General features: G+C 41.8%; 12 protein-coding genes. 10 read left to right on the top strand and 2 right to left on the bottom strand.

What is annotated here, in order from left to right; translation table 11 throughout:
- Nucleotides 1-56 precede the first annotated feature (56 nt).
- Complete coding sequence (locus MWU84_RS17090) at nt 57-737, bottom strand: TetR family transcriptional regulator (protein WP_246903999.1); 681 nt, start codon at nt 735-737, stop codon at nt 57-59.
- A gap of 147 nt (nt 738-884) precedes the next feature.
- Between MWU84_RS17090 and MWU84_RS17085 the strand changes: the two genes are divergently transcribed.
- The 3 genes from MWU84_RS17085 to MWU84_RS17075 are packed head-to-tail and all read left to right on the top strand — an operon-like array spanning nt 885 to nt 7,209.
- The gene (locus MWU84_RS17085) at nt 885-2,132 is read left to right on the top strand and encodes an alkaline phosphatase family protein (RefSeq protein ID WP_246903997.1); all 1,248 of its coding nucleotides are present in this window, start codon (nt 885-887) and stop codon (nt 2,130-2,132) included.
- 36 nt (nt 2,133-2,168) lie between these two features.
- On the top strand, nt 2,169-5,390 hold the full coding sequence (locus MWU84_RS17080; protein WP_246903994.1) for a TonB-dependent receptor: 3,222 nt from the start codon (nt 2,169-2,171) through the stop codon (nt 5,388-5,390).
- 28 nt (nt 5,391-5,418) lie between these two features.
- Entirely contained in the window at nt 5,419-7,209 is a 1,791-nt protein-coding gene (locus MWU84_RS17075) for a RagB/SusD family nutrient uptake outer membrane protein (protein ID WP_246903992.1), read from the top strand.
- A gap of 254 nt (nt 7,210-7,463) precedes the next feature.
- On the opposite strand, the gene MWU84_RS17070 is transcribed toward MWU84_RS17075, so the two are convergent.
- Complete coding sequence (locus MWU84_RS17070) at nt 7,464-8,021, bottom strand: RNA polymerase sigma-70 factor (protein ID WP_246903990.1); 558 nt, start codon at nt 8,019-8,021, stop codon at nt 7,464-7,466.
- 170 nt (nt 8,022-8,191) lie between these two features.
- On the opposite strand from MWU84_RS17070, the gene MWU84_RS17065 reads away from it, so the two are divergent.
- The 7 genes from MWU84_RS17065 (at nt 8,192) to MWU84_RS17035 (ending at nt 23,101) form a co-directional block, all read left to right on the top strand.
- A complete protein-coding gene (locus MWU84_RS17065) occupies nt 8,192-9,325 on the top strand; it encodes a FecR family protein (RefSeq protein WP_246903988.1) in 1,134 nt (377 codons plus the stop codon).
- A 159-nt stretch (nt 9,326-9,484) separates the two neighbouring features.
- Nucleotides 9,485-12,979 carry a TonB-dependent receptor gene (locus tag MWU84_RS17060; protein WP_246903986.1) on the top strand — a complete coding sequence of 1,165 codons (3,495 nt, stop codon included), beginning with the start codon at nt 9,485-9,487 and terminating at the stop codon, nt 12,977-12,979.
- A gap of 19 nt (nt 12,980-12,998) precedes the next feature.
- Nucleotides 12,999-14,810, top strand: a complete 1,812-nt coding sequence (locus MWU84_RS17055; protein ID WP_246903984.1) for a RagB/SusD family nutrient uptake outer membrane protein — start codon at nt 12,999-13,001, stop codon at nt 14,808-14,810.
- 352 nt (nt 14,811-15,162) lie between these two features.
- Entirely contained in the window at nt 15,163-17,019 is a 1,857-nt protein-coding gene (locus MWU84_RS17050) for a sulfatase-like hydrolase/transferase (protein WP_246903982.1), read from the top strand.
- Nucleotides 17,020-17,519: 500 nt separating this feature from the next.
- A complete protein-coding gene (locus MWU84_RS17045) occupies nt 17,520-19,922 on the top strand; it encodes a glycoside hydrolase family 95 protein (protein WP_246903980.1) in 2,403 nt (800 codons plus the stop codon).
- 196 nt (nt 19,923-20,118) lie between these two features.
- Nucleotides 20,119-21,516, top strand: coding sequence for a sulfatase-like hydrolase/transferase (locus MWU84_RS17040; RefSeq protein WP_246903979.1), 1,398 nt, complete (start codon nt 20,119-20,121; stop codon nt 21,514-21,516).
- 148 nt (nt 21,517-21,664) lie between these two features.
- On the top strand, nt 21,665-23,101 hold the full coding sequence (locus MWU84_RS17035; RefSeq protein WP_246903977.1) for an FAD-dependent oxidoreductase: 1,437 nt from the start codon (nt 21,665-21,667) through the stop codon (nt 23,099-23,101).
- Nucleotides 23,102-23,135: the final 34 nt, after the last annotated feature.

The following is a 23,135-nucleotide window of genomic DNA, read 5'->3' as shown; positions in this document are numbered from 1 at the left end:
TAGGACCATTAAAAGAAGGGAACCCACCCAACCTAAAGTTTCAGAGAAGATAGTCATCAATCAGGGTATTTAAAAAGACTTAGACAATGATCAATATAGATCTGCTGCTGCCTTTGGTGTATTTCATCGTTTTGATCAAACACTCCCAAATAGTAGTAGGCACCATCTATAAGGGCATATATTATTTTTGTCAGCTCATCAATATTGGTATTGCTGATGACCTTATTGGCCTTGGCCTGATTGAAGTTTTCCTTCAGTACTAGGTGAAGTTTCAGTAAATACTGTTTAAAACTGTTATTAAAGTCTTCGTTCCTATAAATTAGGGCATAGCAACTGTAAAAAACACTATCATCAAAATACTGGTTCCATTTTCTGGAAAACAGGCTCCTTATCAAGTTCTCCAGATCTGCGCGGGTTTCTATAACGCCATTACTGTTAGTGGTCATGACATTTAAGTGTTGCTCTAAAATATATTCGTTAAGACCTATCAGCAATTCATACTTGGTGTTAAAATAATGCATCACCAAACCATTACTGATGTTCATGAAGTCTGCCACCTTCGCTATAGAGGCGTTTTCCAGACCGGTCTGTTTTGCTACTTCGTAAAACGATTTAATTATTTCCAATCTTCTGGTTGGTCCCAGTTTTTTTCTACCCATATTAATACTTTGTTCTTTTGAACGGGAAAGGGGTGCTCTCCCTAAATCTTCGGCTATAATACTTCTTTTTTTTAACATTTTCTTGTATTTAAAATAAATTGAACATATATTCAACTTATTTTACATTTTGATAACATAGATTTAAGAATTAGTTAATTGAACGCTTGTTCAATTTACATTTCTTTGGCCTGTGTATAAATAACCAGTTAAACCATCTAACTATTTATGAAAAAGATCTACACCTTTTTTATCGTTTCCTTCTTGTTTCATATTGCAGCAATTGCCCAGTCGGTTGTATTGGATTCTACCGCTAAAAAGGTGGTGTTCATTATTGTGGATGGTATTTCTGCCGATCAATTAAAAACGGCCAAGACTCCCTATTTGGACAGTATTGGAACCATAGGGTCCTATACCAATGCCTATGTAGGTGGAGGGAAAGATACTTATTCCGAAACCCCTACCATTTCTGCAGTGGGTTATAACAGCCTTCTTACTGGTACTTGGGCCAATAAGCACAATGTGTGGGGCAACTCCATCAAAGCCCCCAACTACAATTACCCAACAATTTTCAGGCTCTTTAAAGATTATAACCCCAATGGAACCGTAGGGGTTTTTTCTTCATGGCTGGACAATAGGACAAAATTGGTGGGGGATGGCTTGCCGGAGACCAGGTCTATAAAGGTAGATTATGCCTTTGATGGCTTGGAATACGACACAATAAACTTCCCACATGACAAACATCGGAACTTTATGAAACTTATAGACTATTCCGTGGCGGACCATGCGGCACAGACCATTCTGGAAAAAGCTCCGGACGTTTCGTGGGTATATCTTGAATTCTCCGATGATATGGGCCATGGATTTGGTGATAGCGATAGATTCAACGCAGCAGTACATTTTGAGGATATGCTGGTAGGCAAGATTTGGAAAGCGGTAAAAAAACGGGAAAAATCGCATCAGGAAGAGTGGTTGCTGGTCGTGACCACAGATCATGGCAGGTCGGCCGAAAACGGTAAGCATCACGGTGGGCAAAGTGATCGCGAAAGGAGTACTTGGATCGTGACCAATGCAAAAAACACCAATGACTATTTTAAAAAAGAAACCCCTGCAGTAGTTGATATCCTGCCTACCATGACCGACTTTTTGGGCATTAATGTCCCTATTGAGGTCAGAAGGGAATGGGACGGTGTATCCATGATAAAACCAGTTGATGTTACAGATCTAAGGGCCAAGAAAGAGAAAGGCAGTCTCCTGCTAACATGGAAAAGCCACTCTAAAGCCAAAGGCAAGCTATATATGAGTCCTGACAACCATATTAAATCCGGAGGGAAAGACAGTTATGAATTTATCAAGACCGTATCCATAGAAAAGGGGCAATTGAAGATTCCTTTAAGAAAAATTCCCAAGGGTTTCTGCAAACTGATACTGGAAACCCCTAATACCACCCTGAATACTTGGGTGACAGAAAATTAGAACCACCAATATTTTAACAATCAAAACTTAACGAGAATGAAACACAATTTATTTTTAATGCTGTTTTTGTCCGTTGTTTCCCTAGGGTACGCCCAGCGGGAAATTACTGGGAAGGTCACTGACCAGGCAGATATACCTCTGGCGGGCGTATCGGTCATCATAAAGGGAACCTTAAAAGGGGCTTCAACCGATTTTGATGGTAATTTTGTCATAGAAGCGGAAGAAGGTCAGGAACTTACATTTTCCTATCTAGGCTTTTTATCGAAGACATTGCCTGTAGGGTCTTCCAGTACCATCAATGTGGTACTTCAAGATGATGTACAAGGTCTGGACGAAGTAGTGGTAGTAGGCTTTGGCACCGAGAAGAAAGTAAATCTCTCCGGAGCTGTAAGCAACGTTTCCACCGAAGATCTTGATACCAGGCCCATAAGTAATGTTACCCAAGGTCTTCAGGGTGTCTCCCCGGGATTGAATATAGACTTTAACAGTGGTGCGCCAGGGGCCGATCCCATTGTGAATATTAGGGGCTTTACCTCTATCAATGGAGGTGATCCACTTATTATCATAGATGGGGTGCCTTCGGACGTATCCCTATTGAACCTCATTGCCCCGGAAGATATTGAGAGCATATCTGTTTTAAAGGATGCTTCTTCAGCAGCCATCTACGGAGCTAGGGCCGCATTTGGTGTGTTACTCATCACCACCAAAACTGGGGGTAGTGATAAGATGAGCATTAGATACAATACCTATGTTACGGTGGGTACGCCAACAGTGGTGCCCAACAAGACATCGGATCCGTATATATATTTGGCACTTCAAAAATTGGCGGAGGACAATACGCCATGGACAGGTATTGGAACCTCTGATGAAAGATTGATCTGGGCCCGTGAACGAAGTGATAATCCCACTGGAACCGTCGGGGTCAGGGAGAGCATCAACAATCCTGGACTTTGGGAATATATGGGGAACAAGAATTGGGAGAATTATTTCTTGGGCAACAACACCTACTCACAGAATCATAACCTGAGTTTTACTGGGGGATCAGAAAAGGTAAATTATTATATCTCGGCTTCCAGTAATAAGCACAACGGCTCTTTAAAAATTGCCGAGGATTATTTTACCAGAACGGGAATCAAAAGTAAAATAAATGCTAATCTTACCGATTGGCTTAGTTTGGGCAACAATACCTCCTACCTGGTTTCCAAACGTAAAAATCCTTCCTATTTCAATATGCAGACCCTTTATAACTTTGCCCCCACTGACTGGGACAAAAACCCTGATGGAAGCTGGGCCAATACTGGAGTGGGGAGTATGGGCGCGCAGTTGACCGAGGGAGGTGACGAAGTGGAGAGAATAAATACCTTTCAAACTACTTTTAATGCGCAGGCGTGGATCCTAAAGGATGTTTTAAAGGTAAATGCGGAATACACCTTTCAGAAAGAAAATGAAAATTATGAAGCATACTATGCCAAATACAATATTGGTTACGGCCCGGATGATGTACGGGAAGTTGGGGTCAATGAGGTTTGGAAAGACCTAGGGGACGAACAATATCAGGTTTTTAATGCTTTTGCAACTTATAAGGATACCTTTGGGGATCACGCACTTACCCTTCTTGGTGGGTACAACCAAGAGGAATATAGGTATGACTATGTGGACCTAATGAGGGAAGGGGTCATATCCTCTTCCTTGCCCACCTTACAATTGGCCACCGGAACACTCTTTGGTAATCAATACATTAGGTCATGGTCGCTCCGAGGATTGTTCTACAGGGCCAACTACATCTATAAGGACCGCTATATTGTAGAACTTAACGGGCGTTATGATGGTTCATCCAAGTTTCCGGAAGATAAACGTTACGGCTTTTTTCCATCCGTTTCCGGAGCCTGGAATATCAGCAAGGAAAACTTTATGGAAAGTCTATATCCAACTGTAAACCTGTTAAAATTACGGGCCTCGTACGGTTCTTTGGGGAACCAGGACGTTGGACCGTTCGATTATATTCCTTCCATGAGTTCCAGTTTGGGCAATTATATTATTGATGGGGAACTACCACTTCAAATTGGTTCCCCTGCTATAGTATCCTCCAATTATACCTGGGAAGAAGTGGTTTCCAAAAATATTGGGGTGGATTTGGGCCTTTTCAATAATAAGTTCAATGCTACTATGGACTATTTTATAAGGGATACCAAGGGCATGCTTACCCAAGGAAAGGATTTACCTGGGGTTTTGGGGGCCAGTGAGCCCAATGAAAACGCAGGTGATCTTAGAACAAAGGGGTGGGAATTGTCGCTAACCTTTAGGGAGAGATTTGGCAACCCTAACAAGCCTCTGAATTTTAGTGCCCGATTTAATTTAAGTGATAGCAAATCTACCATCACGAAGTTTGATAACCCCAACAATAGTCTTTTGCAATATTATGAGGGAATGGAAATAGGGGAGATCTGGGGACTTACCTCCGATGGACTTTTTACCTCCCAAGCGGAGATAGATGCCTTGGACCAAACGAGCATTATTCCCTGGGGAGCTTTGGATATTGTTGAGGGATGGCCTAAGTATGTGGATCTTGATGGGAATCAAAGTATAGAAAAGGGATTGACGGTAGATGAACCAAAAGATTTAAAGGTTATTGGAAATATGCTTCCCAGGTTGCGTTTTGGATTGAATTTGGATTTTAACTGGAACAATTTTGATCTGGGGGTATTTCTCCAAGGCGTGGGCAAAAGGGATTACTACCCTAGGGATTACCTTTATTGGGGCTTTTATCAACAACCGTATTCCGGAGGTTATACCCATTTGCAGGATTTTTACAGGCCTACGGATGACAATGGCAACCATTCGCAATCTTATATCGATGCAGGTTTGGCCAGTGCCAATACCGATTCCAAATACCCTGTATATCAAGCATGGTTGGCAGATAGAAACCTGGGGGAAAGGATAGACCAGACCCAAGGTTTGTCTATCCCACAAACTGCCTATCTGTTGGATGGATCTTATCTAAGGTTGAAGAACATCACTTTTGGATACACTATTCCTTCAAAATATACCGATAAGATAGGTGTTACCTCTCTGCGTCTTTACTTCAGTGGGGATAACCTCTTTGAATGGTCTGAAATTGCGGACTTCTTTGATCCTGAGGCTGTTTCGGATATAAATTCCAGAATAAACCCTGCATATAGTGCCGGAAGAGGTGAGACCAGTGGTTATCAGTACCCTTACCAAAGAAAGTACTCTTTTGGAATCAATGTCAACTTTTAATTAAAAATAACGACCTAAAGAATCGATTATGAAAAATATAATAATATTTAGTGTAGCTATAGGGCTGGGGATACTGTCCTCCTGTAATGATGATTTTCTGGAGCGCCTGCCCGAAACCGAAATAGCAGTTGATAATTTTTTTAATACGGAAGAGGATTTGGCTATTTATGTCAATGGCCTGTATAATTTTCCGGGATATGGCCTTTACTATGATGACGAGGCAACGGATAATGCAGCAACAACAGGAAACAGGGAAATTAAGACGATGATGACCACCAGTGCCAACTCATCCACCATTACTTCTGGTTGGAATTGGCAAACTTTGAGGGACATCAATTTATTCTTGGAGAATTCTGACAATGCCGTGGTTTCGGAGGAGATCAGAAATCATTACAATGGGGTTGCCCGTTTTTTTAGGGCTCAATTTTATATGGCAAAAATAAAACGATATTCCAATGTTCCTTGGTACGATGAGGTTTTGAGTACCGACTCTGAAGATTTATATAAACCAAGTGATTCAAGGGAATTTGTTTTGGACAAGATTTTCGAGGATTATCAATTTGCCGTAGACAATGTGTTGGAAGACCAGCCATCAGGTGCAGTAAACAAATGGGTTGTATTGGCTTATGCCGGTAGAAGTGCATTGTATGAAGGCACTTTTAGAAAACATCATGACGAGTTAAATCTGCAAGGGTCTGCGGATGCGTACTTACAATTGGCTTCCAGTTATTCAAAGCAGATAATAGATGGCGGGGTTTTTGCCATTCATAATACCGGTAATCCCAACACGGATTATTACGATCTGTTTATTAGTGAGGACCTTACTACAAACGACGAAATAGTCTTCTCCAATATATCTATAGCCAATGTTAAGAATAATGGTTTTAGCGTTACGGTTTTTGGTAACTATGAAATGTCTCCAGCCAAGGACTTGGTAGAAAGTTATTTAATGGCAGATGGTTCCTACTACAGTAGTCAGCCCGATTATGAAACCAAGACCTTTGTGGAGGAATTCCAAAACAGGGATCCCAGGTTAAGCCAGACTTTTTCCTTTCCAGGTTGGGAACTTATCAATGTATCCAATTATTCGGCCGGTGTAAGAAATTATGTGCAGCAGCTAAACAAAAACTTTACCGGATACCATCTGATAAAGGGGTTTATAAATAGCTTGGATATAGACTATGTAAATGGGGTGGATGTTCCATTATTTCGCTATGCCGAGGTATTATTGACCTATGCGGAAGCCCAGGCGGAATTGGGTACTATGTCACAAAGCATTTTGGATATCACGGTGAACGAATTAAGAAATAGGGCGGGACTTCCAAATTTAACTATGGGAATCACAGCGGATCCAGTTTTGGCCGAGAGTTACCCTGATGTTAATAGTCCTGTTCTGTTGGAAATTAGACGAGAAAGAAGGGTTGAGCTGGCCCAGGAAGGCAGAAGATTGGACGACCTAAACCGCTGGAATGCCGGAAAGCTTATGGAAAAGGAGCCTGTTGGACCTTACTTTCCAGGGCTTGGTAAATATGACCTTACGGGTGATGGTGTTGAAGACATTATTTTGATAGCTGCTTCCGAAGTGGTTCCAGAGCCCGATAATAGGGAAGTAAATAGTCTGGGAGTTACCTTGATCTATTACAGAGTGGGCAATTTTGGGGATGACGTTGATGTGTACCTCACCAATGGTACCAGTGGTAACATAGTGGCAAACCCGGAAAGGGGAACCTTTACGGAACCAAAGGATTACTACAGGCCTATCCCTGCAACGGAAATGACATTAAACCCAAGTTTGGAACAAGTTTTTGGGTGGGAATAGATTTATAAGATTTTTCATTAATTGAGTTTTATTTATTTGAAAAGGCGCAGTGTTTACTGCGCTTTTTTTGCTATTTGAGGAAGGGATTTTACTCGATAATCGAGGTTTTAACCTGCCTACCGCAGGCGGGTGTCGAAATCTAAATAAGGTTCCGTTCAATGCTTTGCGGGCCTGCCTTTATCGGCAAACAGGCCTGCCCCGAGGTAGTTTTCTGGAATTGCAGTAAGGGTCAGTAGATTGCTTACAAAATTAAACTACTTTATAAGTAAAAACCAAAGCGCATAGTCTTCTTTAAAAGCCTCTCGTATTTTGGTAAAAGCTATTCGCATTTGGGATTCCACAGTTTTAACGGAAATACCCATTTGCTCTGCAATATCCTTATACTTTACCCCTTGTATCTTATTTAGTATTATAATTTCCTTGCATTTGGGAGGTAAGGCATCAATGATCTGTTTCATTTTCTGGATACGATTTTCCAAAGCCTCCGAGTCTTCTTCTATTCGATCCAAAAGCGCACGTTCCCAAATTTGACTTAATAGTTTTTCTTGTTTTTTGGCCCTCTTGATGGTGTCGATATATCTGTTGTAGGCAATGGCATAGAGATAGACTTTGGGCGATTTGATTTCGTCCAATTTGGATTTTTCTTCCCAAAAACGAATAAAGGCATGTTGTACAATATCTTCCGACTGTATTTTGTCGTGGGTATAGGTGGTAATATACGCCACTAGTCGGTCATAAAACATATTAAAAAGATACTTGAAAGCTCTCCGGTCGCCCTTCTTCATGGCCGCTACTGCCTCTATTTCATTCATTTGAGCTAGGTATTGGTTTGGTTGGTTTTTTAAAAATTAGTACGAATATCAAATTTTTTTTCAATTCTTTTTAAGGGTTTTATATTTTTTTGATGTATTAATTATGTTATGTGTAATGAAGGGGGAGGTCAAAACAAACATAAAATGGAAGATAATCGGGCAAAAAGATAATGAAAAAAAATATAACTAAACTACTTCTTGGTACTATTACGGAATTGGAGATCATTGAACTTCGTAATTGGTTGAAAGATCCTGCCAACCAAGTTGTTCTAGAATCATATATCCGCGACTATCACGATCTAAACTTGGCTACCTTGGAGAATAACCTTGATGAGGCCTATGACAAAGTGGCAAATCAAATCGGTTTTAATGAAAAACCGGTTAAGAAGCTTTTTCCAAAATGGCTAAAGATTGCTGCTGCTATTGTATGTCTTTTTGGTTTGGGATTAGTCTATCAACAATTTATGGTGACCGAGCAAGAACATTGCTCTTTGAGACCTCATGACGAACCTATTACCTTGGAATTGGATAATGGAACCGTTCAAACCATTGATGTTAACGCGCAGATTGAGGTCAGGGATTCCGAAGGGAATATTGTAGGGACCCAAAAACAAAACCAGATCAGTTATTCCCAGGAAGCCGAAAAGGAGGAATTGGTTTTTAATACTTTAAAAATTCCCAATGGGAAAAAGTTTCAACTGCAACTGTCAGATGGTACTTTGGTTCACCTAAATGCCGGCAGTTCTTTAAGGTATCCCGTAAATTTTTTAAAGGAAGGGCCAAGACAGGTATTTCTTTCCGGGGAAGCCTATTTTGATGTTGCCAAGAATGGATCCAACCCATTTATTGTAAATATTGATGAGCTGGATGTAAAGGTTTTGGGAACGGAATTCAATGTGTCCGCCTATCAAGAGGATAAGAAAATTGATGTTGTATTGGTAGAAGGGGCGGTGAGTTTGGAAAATAACAATGAAGTGGAGGAAGACATTGTTAGCTTGTCTCCAGGTCAGAAAGGATCGTGTAATCGGGGCTCCAAGGGCATAACCGTGAAAGAAGTCAATACTGATCTTTACACTTCTTGGATGCAGGGCCATTTGGTTTTTAGGAATTTGACTTTTGATCAGATCTTGACAAAATTGGAGCGCCACTATAATATTGAGATAGAAAATACCAATATTGTTTTGGGCCAGGAAATTTTTAACGCAAGTTTCAATGAGGTTTCAATAGAGGAGGTGCTCAGTTATTTTAATGACATCCATGCAATAGACTATAGCATCTTAAATAATCAGGTAATTATTAAATAGAAGTAGAACCCTTAAATAAAATAAACTATGACATAGACTTTCGACTTGAATCTTCGACACTCTAAACTCGTAAAAAAAACCGGAAAATGCGCTAACATTTTCCGGTAATAAAGAGTGATCGAGTAATTATTTACTAACCACAACAAAACATTCAAAAATATGAAAAAACCATCTAATCAGGGAAGGTTGAGCAAACCTTTGTTGAAATTTGACTTGAAAATGAAATTGACCACGCTACTGTTGTTTGCCGCGCTATTAGGTTTAAAGGCCAATGATAGCTATGCACAGAAGACTAAGGTTACCTTGGCGGCAGAGAACGCTACAGTACGGGACATTATTGATGACATCGAATCTACTACGAAATTTAGATTTATTTATAAGGTAAAGGATGTAAACCTTCAGCGTAAATTGTCATTGCGCGCAAATAAGGAGCATATAGATAATGTATTACTTAGTTTATTTGACAATACTTACACTGCATATAAAGTCCGGGGAACCCAAATTATCCTAACTCAAGATAAAAATTTAAATACACCCAAAGAGGTTCCAAAACCTACCGTAGTGGAGCTTAAAAAAGAACAAATCCAAGTTTCGGGAACTGTAACCGATGATACTGGGGTCCCCATGCCCGGGGCAAAAATTGTGGAGAAAGGTACTACCAATGGTACTCAAGCCGATTTTGACGGAAAATTCACCATCGATTTGGGTAGTGAGGATGCCACTCTCGTTATTTCATATATTGGGTTTGCCACGCAAGAAGTAGCTCTTGACGGAAGGACGGATATTTCGGTGGTTCTAAAAGAGGATGCCGCTGGCCTCGATGAAATTGTTGTGGTAGGATATGCTACCCAAAAGAAGTCTACCTTAACGGGTTCTGTAAGTACAATGCAGGGGAAGGAAATAGCGAACATCCCTACGTCCAATGTTTCCCAGAATCTTGCCGGTAGGATGACCGGGGTGAGTATGAGGCCAAATGGTGGTGCTCCGGGAAGTGATAACCCGGATATTCATATTCGAGGGGTTGTCTCTACAGGTAATACAAACCCTTTGATAGTGGTAGATGGAATTCGCAGGGACAACATGAGCCAAATAGATCCCAATGTTATTGAGTCCGTAACCGTACTTAAGGATGCGGCCGCAGTTGCCCCCTTTGGAATTGGGGGTGCAAATGGGGTTATTGTTATTACTACCAAAAAAGGCAAGACAGGTAAGCCTACAATAAGCTTGAGCAGTTCTTATGGTTTTCAAAACCCTACCTACCTTCCAGAAATGTTAAGTGCCCAGGATTATATGGCCTTGCAGAATGAAGGATATTTCAATTTAAACCCTTCGGGAACTACTCCTCCGAATGATCCAGGTCTAATTGCCGACTACAACCAACTGCACCAGTCAGATCCTTACAAATATCCCGACTCCAATTTTACGGATGAGTTTGCAAAAAATACAGGCGTATCCATTAACAACTTCCAGATAAGTGGAGGGACCGATGTGATAAAATATAATGCTGGTCTGGGTTACTTTGATCAGGAGGGAATTTTTGACCCCGTAGGCTACCAACGGTATAACTATAATATGAGCTTGGATATTCAGGCCACCAAGACCACCAAGTTCGGAATGTCACTGTACGGTTCTATAGAGCATACGGACGGTATCGATGCCGATGAAAACCTGACCCACTTAATGAGAAGTTTCTATAAGTTTGTACCTATACAAACCTTGAGATACCCGGAAGGGGACAAATGGGGCGAATCCTCGGGAGGTAGCCCAGTAGGGGTGTTGGAGTCTGAAGGTTATCGCAAGGATGAGGATAATACCTTACTCAGTTCGGTTTATGTAGAACAGGAATTGCCATTTATTCCGGGCTTAAAGGTAAAGGGGGTTTTTAGTTATGACCCTACCACGAACAATGATAAACTTTGGCACGTTCCTTTTATCTTTTATAACATTGACTTGGATCAGCAACCTTATACTTATACCGAGGCAATTTCCTTGCAGGAAGGTAGCGGACAGCCATATACCTGGTTGCAGTTGGAAAACCGTAGGCAAACAAAATTCACCTATCAAGGGTACCTTAATTATGATCGTATTTTTGGGGACCATAGTGTTTCGGCCTTGTTTGTAGCCGAGGCTCGCGAGACCAAAAATGACTTTTTTAATGCCCGTAGGAACAATTTTGCTATTGAAATAGATGAGTTGAGCTTGGGAAGTTCAGATAAATTGGATTATGATAATGGCGGATCTTCAGGAACTGCAAGTGAGATCGGTTATGTATATCGTTTAGGATATACTTTTAAGGATAAATATATCATGGAGGCCTCTGGTAGGTATGATGGACACTATTCCTTTGCGCCAGGTGAACGTTGGGGCTATTTCCCGGCTTTTTCAGCCGCCTGGAGAATATCCGAGGAAAATTTTATGAAGGAGATGACATCCATCAATAGTTTAAAGGTTAGGTCTTCCTGGGGTAAATCGGGGAACCTTCCGTATATCGATGGCAATCTGGCCGCATTCCAGTATTTGGCAGGTTATGATCTGCGCGGTAACGCCTATGCGTTTGGGAATGGCAGCCTTGTTCAGGGGTCTAGGGTAAGTACTGAGCCAAACCCTAATATTACATGGGAAATATCGACCAAATTTGATATAGGTTTTGACCTTACTATGTGGAACGGACTTTTTAACATGGAGTTCGACTTTTTCCATGAGGATCGTACTGGAATGCTCCTTGCACCACAGGTTACCGTACCGGTTGAATATGGCCTGGCCCTCTCCCAAGAAAACAAGGGATCTATGGATAACAACGGATTTGAAGTGGGATTGGGTACCCAAAAAATGTGGGACAACGGTTTTCGATTCTCCCTTAATGCCAACCTTAGCTATGCCGAGAACAATATGTTGGAGGTGTTCCAATCCGATGCCGAAAGGGACAATCCTAATAGAACTAGGGTAGGACGACCCTTTGGAACGCCCTATGGGTATAAATCTTTGGGTCTTTTCTCTACGGCCGATGATACCAACGGAGACGGAATTATAAACAGTACGGATGGCTATAACGTGGTACAATTTGGGGATTTGCACCCAGGAGACGTTAGGTACGCGGATTTAAGTGGCCCCGATGGCACACCTGATGGGATAATCGATTCCAATGACCAAACGGTAATAGGTAATCCTGTTTACCCGTCGGTTACTTATGGTTTTAACACCACGGCGGAGTATAAGGGCTTTAACCTTTCCTTGTTTTTCCAGGGAGTGGCTAATTCGGACATTAATATCCAGACATTTTTAACGTCCCCTTTTGCCAATAATGGAAGTAATACCTCCTATGAATATTTCAACAACAGGTGGACCCCGGACCATCAGAATGCAAGTTATCCCAGGGCTACACCCTCACCATATTCCAATAATACGCAAGCTTCGGATTTTTGGATGGTAGATACAGGGTACGTACGTCTTAAAACTGCAGTTTTGGGTTATACCCTTCCAAAAAGCATATCCGAAAAGCTAAATATGGAATCGATAAGTTTGCGTTTAACGGGACAGAACCTGTTTACCATTAGTAAATTGGATTTTATAGACCCAGAACTGGGGTATGACGATCGTGAAAACTCCTATCCTATTACTAAGACCTTGTCTTTTGGAGTCGATATTTCTTTTTAACTTAAAAATCATAAAAACCATGAAAGGATTAATATATAAAATCAGTACCATTGGAATCTGTGCATCGCTCTTATTGGGTGCCATTTCATGTGATACGGAAGATTTTCTGGAGAACGAGAATAAATCCAAACTTACCGATGCCACTCAATGGGCCTCAGAGGCCAATGCGGATATCTTTATCAATGACGTCTACAGTGAAATACCCAGGATTTGTACACTGGCGGAGCAATTGGATTATTATACCGATGACTACAACATAAGTCATTACTATACGGCTTCCAACTGGAGACAGGGAATATGTCAGGCGCCATCCTCTAGTAATAGTAGCCCATGGGGAGGTACTTATGGTCCAACCAACGGGTATACCTGGCAAACTTTTTTTGTAAAATTGAGGAAATGCAATACTGGACTCCAAAAATTGGAGGAGAACAAGGAAAACTATACAGAAGAGTTCTACTCACAGAGGATAGATGAATTAAGGTTCCTCAGGGCTTTCTTTTATAGCGAGTACTTTATGCATGTAGGTGGCCTCCCCATTATTACCGAACCATTGGACAGAAATATTATGAGCGAGGAGGAACTTTTGGTGCCCAGGGCAACATTTGAGGAAACCTTTAATTTTATTACGTCAGAACTTGGGGCTATTGTTGATGCTGGCAGTCTGGCCATAAAATATAGCAATGGAAATAATGGTGCAGGTCGTGCCACTTTGGGAGCTGCCTTGGCCCTAAAAGGATGGCTGGAGCTATTTGCGGCAAGTCCTTTGTTCAATAGTGGAGCTGGATATCTTTCGGATCCCGGAAATTTTGTGCACTTTGCAACAGCTGATGCTGGACGTTGGGCCACTGCGGCGGCGACGAACAAAAGGTTTATCGATCTTTATGATGGCACCTATGATCTGTTCGATGATCTTCCAAACCTTTGGAGGGCTTCCAACGAGTACAATGAGGAGATTATTTGGGATAGACAAATTGTGGCCAATGTAGGCGGAATGGGATCCAATTACGAAAGACGGGGAGGACCTACCTATGTATTGGGCAATTACCTGACCTGGGGGAATTATAACCCTACCCAGGAATTGGTAGATCAGTTTGCCATGGCCAATGGATTGCCTATTACCGATCCTGCGTCTGGGTATGACCCACAAAACCCTTATGAAAATAGGGAAAAGCGCTTCTATGATTTTATCGTTTATGACGGGGCTACTTATAAATTGGATTGGATGCCTACAGAGGATATTATCTATACCCGTATCGATGAGACCTATGCCAATCCAGACAAGACCAATCAAATAGACCTTGCCGGTAAGACCGATGTTGGGGATTCTGGCTATTACCAAAAGAAACGATTGAATCCAGATGCGGCCCCTGGAAACGATGCCAGCGGACAAAATGATGTTTTCTATAGGTATGCAGAAGTTCTATTGAACTATGCCGAGGCGCAGAACGAAGCCGTAGGGCCGGACCCATCTGTCTACAATGCCATCAACAGGGTCAGGGATCGTTCAGACCTTCCAGACCTTCCGGCCGGCCTTAGCAAAGAAGAGATGAGAACGGCCATACATAACGAACGTAGGGTAGAACTGTGTTTTGAGAACAAGAGATATTTTGACAACAAGCGCTTGATGCAGCAGGAGGAGACCATGGGAGTCCCAAGACACAATATGGTCATCAGGAATTCAAGCCCCGCGGATAATTCTGGTACTTGGGTCTACAGCGTTGAGGAAGAAGTGAAATATACGGCCAAGTTTGAGACGAGACAATATATGAGCCCAATTCCACAAGATGTTATAGATCAAAATCCAAATATTGAACAAAATCCTGGATATTAGGAGCTAAGCTCCATATAAAAGTTTTATGATTAGTGAGGCTGAACGAAAATTTATTGATTTATATAGCTGTTGTGTATACTTTATGGCTAAAAACGATAATTTTTGTTCAGACTCTCTTTTTTTAGCGTATTACTTTGTGAGGTAAACCTGTAAAATTATTTATCCTTTAGCCTAATGAAAACCTTCCGTTTGGGAACTGTGTTCCAAAAAAATGGGATAGGTATAAACATGGGGATGGGTAATTGCCAAATTTTTGGACATCCATTAACTCCTTTTATGGAATCTCGGAAATTCTAATAAATTGGGATAAATATAATTGATCCAACCCACCATAAATGAAAAATTCTTAAAGATGTATTCAAAATTATTTCTATATATTTCGGTATTAGGTCTCTTGTCGGTCAACTTTTCCTTTTCCCAATCCAAGACCAAATTGCCGAATATTCTTTGGATTGTAGCCGAAGACCTAAGCCCCTATTTAGGTTGCTATGGCGACACCAATGCCATTACTCCCAACTTGGACAAATTGGCGACTGAAGGTACCCGCTATCTTAATGCCTTTGCTAATACCGCTGTTTGTGCCCCTGCCAGATCTACCTTGATTACAGGGATGTACGCCTCCACAACGGGAACACACAATATGCGGAGTACCTATAACATTCCGTCGTATTTAAAGAGCTATTCCCAGTATTTGATGGATAAGGGCTATTATTGTGCAAATAACGCCAAGGAAGATTACAATTCGTCCATGTTGAAGCGGACCATATGGGACGAAAGCTCGGACAAGGCACATTATAAGAATAAAAAGAAAGGCCAACCTTTCTTTGCCATCTTTAATCTAGGAATTTCGCATGAGCACGTAATCCATAATTATGACCCTAAGGATCTTGTCCATGAGCCCTCAAAAATGAATTTACCTCCTTATCATCCCGATGGTCCGGACATCAGAAAGGATTGGGCAAAATCATACGATAACGTCACGTTGATGGACAAACAGGTCGGGGAAATTCTAAAGGAGCTTAAAAAAAGCGGACAAGAGGATAATACTATTGTTTTCTTCTATGGTGATCACGGGGGCATTTTGCCAAGAAGTAAAAGGTTTTTATACGATACGGGAACACGTGTGCCACTCTTAATTAAATTTCCGCCAAAGTATAAGAAATTGGCTCCTACCAAGCCCAATGGTACGGACGATCGATTGGTTAGTTTTATAGACTTTGGTCCAACGGTCATGAGCCTCGCTGGGATTCCTACTCCTGAGCATATGGACGGAAAGCCATTTTTGGGGAAGTATAGCACTGAAGCACCCGATCATGTCAATTTTTTCCGAGGTAGGATGGATGAACGCATCGATTATATGTTGGGGGTATGTGATAAACGTTATCGGCTTATTTATAATTTTTATCCCGATCGACCTACAGGTCAGCATATTTCGTACTTGTGGAGAGCTGCTACGGCCCGGGCTTGGGAGCAGGCCTATAGAAATGGGGAATGCAATGAAGCGCAAAGCTATTTCTGGGAGAAAAAACCAACCATGGAACTATACGATATGAAGAATGACCCTTGGGAGATCAATAATCTTGCAGATAATCCAGAATACAAAATAGTACAGGAAGAACTTTTTGGAAAGTTGAGAGATAATGCCATCAATACCAAGAATGCCTCTTTTATACCGGAATCCGAGCTTATTGAAATCAATAGAACAGGTACAATATATGAGTATGCCCAATCTGAAAATTATCCTATTGAAAAAATTGTAGAGGTTGCATTTAAGTCGGCTACCGGCGATAAAGACAACTATGCTCTATTTCAAAAAGGGATTACCCATAAAAATGCCACGGTACGCTATTGGAGTTTAATGGGACTGACACGGATTGCCGCCCAAGAATGGGATACGCAGCAAGCTATAAAGGAATTGTTGAAGGATGATTGCCCAGATGTTGCTATTCTGGCCGCAAAAACCTTATATCAAATTGGGCAAACCGGTATTGCAAGCGAAACAATTTCTAAATATCTGAATGATGAACATCTAGGCATTAAATTGATCGCGATAAATGCCATTCAGCAAATTGGTGATGGGGCATTTGCTCATTTCAAGAGTCAATTGGACAACATTTATAAGTTGAATTCCTTAAAAGATGAAGGAAGTAACACTATATATATCAAGGATATTATAAGCGAAGGCCATAAAAGGATAAGTATAAATTAAAATCATTTCGATTAAGTATTGTTGTATATGGTTCATCCTTGGCAAATCAGGAATTGTGTAGTTTTATACCTAAATACAATGCGAAGCTAAGACTAGCTCATAAAGGGTGCAAGTGCCAAATGCCTGGTCATTGCCTTACAATTAAAAGTTAGTAGTTAAGTTAGTTGAGAGTAGAAGGGTTCCAGAATATTGGAGCCCTTTTTTATGGGTCAAAATTGAAATTGGAATGGGCGACCCAATAAAATGAAAATGGCCAAATAAGTCCTGAAATGAAAGCTAAATATGTTGGCAGTATGGAGTTGGAAGCATTGAAATAGTCTTTAGTTTATGATAATGGTCTATGTGGATTTTATATTTGAAGGAAAACAATATTGATAAAATCCTGTGCATTACCACTTGGTCCTTGCTAAAATTTTAAGTTCAATCCAATAGGTTTTTATTTTATTAATGTTTTGTTTTACAAGATGTACGCCAAAAAATAACCAATACCACTTCCTCTAATGAAGCAAATCACCCTAGCATTAAGTATTTTACTTTTTATCACCTCTTGTAGTTCGGAAAAAAAAGCACCCGAAAAGGACCACCTAAAACTCTGGTATGATGAACCGGCCTTGGCCACGGCCAAAGACGATCCAAATGGCTGGAAGGACGATGCTGAATGGCTAAGGTCGCTTCCCTTGGGTAACGGGTCCTTTGGGGCCATGGTATTCGGGGATGTACCTTTGGAGCGAATTCAATTAAATGAAGAGAGCATGTGGTCTGGAAGCCCGGATGACAATGACAATCCCGAGGCTTTTGCTGCCCAGGCCAAAATCCGTGAACTATTGTTCAATGGCAATTATAAGGAAGCTACCGAACTTACCAATAGTACTCAAATCTGCAAGGGGGAAGGATCTGGACATGGGAATGGGGCTGAGGTTCCCTTTGGGTGCTTTCAAACCTTAGGCGATCTTTGGATAAACAATACAGAAAAATCAGCTTATACAAACTATCATCGGGAGTTGGATCTGGATGATGCCGTTGTCCGTGTCAGCTTTACCCAAAATGGCGTGAATTACAAAAGGGAAATTTTCACCAGTTACCCAGATCAGGTAATGGTGGCCCGCTTTACGGCGGATAAACCAGGGAAGATCTCTTTCAGCACAACAATGGACCGTCCCGAGAATTCTAAAACCTTTTCTGAAAGCAATCAATTGATAATGGCGGGGGCCTTGCCCAATGGTAAGGGAGAAGATGGCTTGGAGTATATGGTGCGACTAAAAGGGGTTGCTAAAAATGGGGCTTTGGAATATGTTGGGGACAGTTTAATTGTTAAAAAAGCGGATGAAGTTACCTTGTTTTTATCGGCTTCCACAGATTATGTTTTGGACCCGCCAAATTATAAGGGCCGTGATTATATCAATATAACGAAAGCCAATATACAAAAGGCGCTGACCAAATCTTTTGATGAACTTTTCGCAGCTCACAAAGAGGAATACCAAAATTACTATAAGCGTGTTAGCTTGGATATTACTCCTGAAGAAATAGTGCCCATAGCCACCGATACAAGGCTGGAAAAGTATAAGGAGACCAAAAACGACCCACATCTGGAAGAATTAATGTTTCAATACGGGCGCTATTTATTGATTTCCTCGTCTAGGCCAGGTACCTTGCCTGCCAATTTACAGGGCATATGGGCCAATAAAATTCAAACCCCCTGGAATGGGGACTACCATACGGACATCAATGTACAAATGAACTATTGGCAGGCAGAGTCGACCAATTTATCTGAGTTGCACCTGCCATTGTTCAATTTATTAACCTCCTTGGTACCATCAGGGGAAAGGACCGCAGCCGTACAGTATCACAACAGAGGTTGGGTGCTGCACCCCATCACCAATGTTTGGGGCTATACCTCTCCGGGGGAAAGTGCCTCCTGGGGAATGCATACAGGTGGCGGTGCATGGCTGAGTACCCATATTGCAGAGCATTATGCCTTTACAAAGGACAAGGATTTTTTAAAGCAGATGTACCCAGTGTTGAAAGGCTCGGTAGATTTCTATATGGATTGGTTGGTAGAGGACCCCAAAACCGGCAAGTTGGTCTCGGGACCTGCGGTATCGCCTGAAAATACTTTTATCGCCCCAGATGGCAGTCGGAGTCAGATTAGCATGGGGCCCGCCCATGATCAGCAAGTAATCTGGCAACTTTTTACCGATTTTCTATATGCTTCCGAAATACTGGGCATAGGGGATCCATATATCCAAGAGGTTGAAGAAGCTAAGAATAACTTGGCGGGACCCCAAATAGGGGGTGATGGGCGATTAATGGAATGGGCAGAGGAATTTGAGGAAGTAGAACCCGGGCATAGACATATTTCCCATTTGTTTGCACTGCATCCCGGAAATCAAATTAGTAGGATTGAGACCCCGACTCTTGCCGAGGCCGCCAAAAAGTCATTGGATTATAGGATTGCTAACGGTGGCGGAGGTACTGGCTGGAGTGCGGCATGGCTCATAAACCAATATGCGCGTTTGGGCGATGGAGACAAGGCTAAGAGCAGTTTGGAAACCGTTCTTACCAAGAGCACAGCGAATAATATGTTCGGGCTTCATCCGCCCTTCCAAATGGATGCCAATTTTGGAACCACTGCGGGCATTGCTGAAATGCTCTTGCAAAGTCACGCCGGAGCCATTGAATTCTTACCGGCCTTGCCAAAAGCTTGGCCTACAGGAAGTGTTAAAGGACTTAAGGCGAGGGGGAATATAACCGTAGATATGAAATGGGAAAAGGGACAACTGCTTTATGCGAATATTATGGCAGCCAAAGAACAAGAAATCACTGTTTCATATGGGGGATTGAAAAAAGCCATATCCTTAAAGGAAAATGAAATTTATAAGTTTGTTGCGGACAATTCCAACTAAAAAAGACATCTAAGTGGATTTGGTTTTAAAAGGAACAATGGTTTCCCATTGTTCCTTTTTTTCTAGTATCGAATATTCAAATTATTTTGATACTGGTAATGAGCACATAAACAAATCCACATTTCATTGTGGGAGTTTATTTCTTTTTTACAACCTTTATGCGACAGCTAAATTTTAAAATAATTAAATCAACCAAATGAACGTATTTAAGAAATCAATAGGCATTAATTTAGGGTTAGTTTTTTTATTATTTCCCGTAGAAATTTTTCCCCAAACTTCCGTAAAAAGTCAACCCAACGTCATTGTTATTATGACCGATGATCAAGGCTCCATAGACCTCAATAGTTATGGGGCTACCGACCTGTATACCCCCAATATGGACAGGTTGGCCAAGGAGGGGGTGAGGTTCACCCAATTCTATGCGGGAGCGCCGGTGTGTTCTCCCTCACGTGCCGCCCTAATGACAGGGAAGACCAATTTGAGGGCAGGTCTTGAAGGCAATGTCCCGATACCGGAACGTGCGGATAAGAGCGGTGAACATGGACTGCCTACAGAACAGATTACCATGGCCGAGATGCTCAACCCCAGTGGCTACTATACCGCCTTAATTGGTAAGTGGCATCTTGGGCACAGGGAGCAGAACTTGCCCAACGGACAGGGGTTCGATTATTTCTTTGGGCATCAGCGGGGTTGTATCGATAATTATTCCCACACCTTCTATTGGGACGGACCGAATAAACACGACTTGTATAGAAATTCACAGGAGGTGTATTATGATGGCCAACATTTTTCCGATCTAATGGTAGAGGAAGTCAAGCAGGTGATCAACCACAGGCAGGACAAGCCGTTTTTTATTTATTGGGCGTTCAATGCACCCCATTATCCCTACCAAGGAACTACAAAGTGGTTGGACCATTACAAGGATATTCCAACACCTAGAAAAGAATATGCCGCCTTTGTGTCCAATACCGATGAGAAAATTGGCCAAGTTCTGGATTATCTGGATGAGATGGGTTTAACGGATAATACCATAGTTGTTTTTCAATCCGATCATGGACATTCCTTGGAGGAAAGGGCCTTTTGGGGAGGGGGTAATGCAGGACCCTATAGGGGAAGTAAATTCAGTCTGTTCGAAGGTGGAATCCGTGTACCGGCCATTATTCGCTATCCAGGAGTAATCCCCGCAAATGAAGTTAGGGATCAGCTTAGTATGGAAATGGATTGGTTTCCTACCCTTGCAGAATTGACCAATTCCAAAGTGGCGGCAGATTTGGATGGGAAAAGTCTTATGCCCATTATTCTGGATAACAAAAAGGAATCCGTACATGAGGTGGTGCACTGGCAATTGGATAATTATGATGACAAAATGGCCCAATGGGCAATACGTAAGGGTCCTTGGAAACTTATAGGCAATGTAAGGGAGCCCATTGGTAAAGGGGAGAAAATAGATTTAGATAAATTGTATTTGGTGAACCTGGATAATGACATTGGTGAAAAGAGCAATTTGGCCAAGTCCGATCCAGAAAAGTTGAATGAACTATTACAGTTGCACACTTCTTGGATAAAATCGGTTCGCTCAGAAATGAAGCAGTAGTCAATTTTATATTCGTTTTTAGCTAGTCTCAAAATAGTTTGAGTCAGTTTAGATTAAAAGGAACATTGGGAAACCATTTTTTCTTTCTTGTTAATATTGTTAACTGCTCCATATAAAGCAGTACAGCTATTTTCGTAATTTAATACCTATGAAAAGAAGAAATTTTTTGGGCAATTTGGCCGCTGGCACTGGATTTGTGGTTTTGAATCCTATTTATGCATCCCATGGGAAAACAAATTCTAAAAAGGTCGACAATATAGACATAGAGGGGAGGACCTTAAAGGCGGATCTGGTCATCATAGGTGGGGGGACCGGGGGCTGTGCCACTGCCCTAGGGGCACTGCGCAATGGCCTTACCGTTATCATGACGGAAGAGACCGATTGGATAGGTGGACAACTAACCCAACAGGGCGTACCCCCGGATGAGCATAAATGGATCAACGACTTTGGGGCTACGGCATTATATAGGGAATTCAGAAAAAAAGTCAGGGCGTATTATAGCAATAACTATCCTATAAAACCAGAGCTTGCAGAAAACGAACGGTTCAATCCCGGTAATGCATCGGTTTCCGAAATTAGCCATGAGCCCAAAATTTCGTTACGGGTGTTGGAAACCATGTTCGATCCCTATATCAGTGCCGGTAAACTGGTCCTTTTAAAGGAAACGGTGGCCTTGGACGCCTCTACCAAGGGGAATAGGGTACAATCGGTTAGGGTTAAAAACCTTCGCTCTGGGGAGATCAAGAATTTGGTAGCCCCCTATTTTGCAGACGCTACGGAATTGGGCGATTTATTGCCCATGACAGGAACCGAGTATGTCTGTGGGGCCGAAGCCAAATCCGATACCGGGGAGCTGCATGCGGCCGAAATTGCTGATCCCACAAATAATCAGGCCTATACGGTCTGTTTTGCAATGGATTATAGGTCCAATGAGGATTGGACCATAGATAAACCTGAGGAGTACGCGTTTTGGCGCGACTATAAGCCTGAAATGAAAAAACCATGGGCAGGGAAACTGTTAGAGCTCAACTATTCCAGCCCGAGGACCCTTCAACCTAAGAATTTGGGGTTCGATCCTAAGGGCAATAGCTTGGGGGAGGTATTGAACCTATGGAACTATCGCAGAATATTGGCCAAGGATAATTTTAAAGAAGGTTTTCTTACTGGGGATATCACCTTGGTGAATTACCCCCAGAACGATTATTTTCTGGGCAATGTGGTAGATGTAAGTGATGAGGAACTAAAACATCATTTTGTCAGGGCCAAACAATTAAGTTTGTCCCTCTTGTATTGGCTACAAACCGAAGCCCCGAGGGCCGATGGTGGCAAAGGTTGGCCGGGAATTAGATTGAGGCCGGACGTAATGGGAACCAATGATGGGTTGGCAAAATATCCCTATATCCGGGAGGCTAGAAGAATAAAACCTTTGTTTAGGATCACTGAACAACATGTGGGGAAAACCCAAAGAGCCAGTATTCAGGGAGTATCCGAATCCGAAGCCCATGCCAAAGATTTTGAGGACAGTGTTGAACTAAACCTAAAGGTAGCTTCAAGCAAGTGTTACCTTACCGTTCACTACCTTTAGGATAGGTTTAATCATAAAATTTAAAGTTATGAAA

This window comes from Arenibacter sp. F20364, from assembly GCF_023015905.1.
Classification (GTDB): Bacteria; Bacteroidota; Bacteroidia; order Flavobacteriales; family Flavobacteriaceae; genus Arenibacter.
Note: the sequence above shows the minus strand (reverse complement) of the source record. Positions and strands in the feature narration are given on the sequence as shown.